Raw genomic sequence first — 652 nt, forward strand, 5'->3', positions numbered from 1 at the left:
CCTCCAGCGAGGTCTCCGACTTCTCCCCGGTCGCAAGCCAGATCGCACCGAGCACGATCAGCAGGACGGCAGGGAACAGAGTCCCCAGGATGCCGCTCCACGACCCCACCTTGGCGAACAGGTTGCCGCCCTTGAGCGTGATGAGGGTCGACCCCCAGTACAGGACGAGGATCACGACCGCGGTGTACAGGCCGTTGCTCGCCAGCCCCTGGTTCCCGATCACGAACGACAGGCTCGCTGCGATGAAGGCGATCTGCGTCGGGTACCAGACCACGTTCTGGATCCACTGGAGCCAGATGGCCGTGAAGCCCAGCCGGTTGCCGAAGGCCTCCCGGACCCAGGTGTACACGCCCCCCTTCCACCCTGTGGCCAACTCCGCGGCCACGAGGGCCGTCGGCACGAGGAACACGATCGCAGGAATGACGAACAGGGTGATCGACCCGAGGCCGTAGGCCCCCATGGCAGGCAGCGAACGCAGTGACGCCACGGTGACGACCGTGAGCATCGCGAGCTGGAAGACCGACAGGAAGGCCGTCGCAGTCGCGGCTGGCGCGCCGATGGCGGGCCCGGTGTGCTGCGGATCCTTGCCGTACGGGTGCGGGGTGACATGTTCCGCCCCGGGAGCGTGGGTTCCGTCCGCCCGGACGAACGG

1 protein-coding gene is annotated in these 652 nt (G+C 67.8%); it reads right to left on the reverse strand.

Annotated elements, in window-relative coordinates:
* On the reverse strand, nucleotides 1–652 hold a 652-nt coding region (locus H9641_RS19805; protein WP_225220762.1), incomplete at both ends, for an amino acid permease.

This window comes from Oerskovia merdavium (assembly GCF_014836755.1).
Lineage (GTDB): Bacteria > Actinomycetota > Actinomycetes > Actinomycetales > Cellulomonadaceae > Oerskovia > Oerskovia merdavium.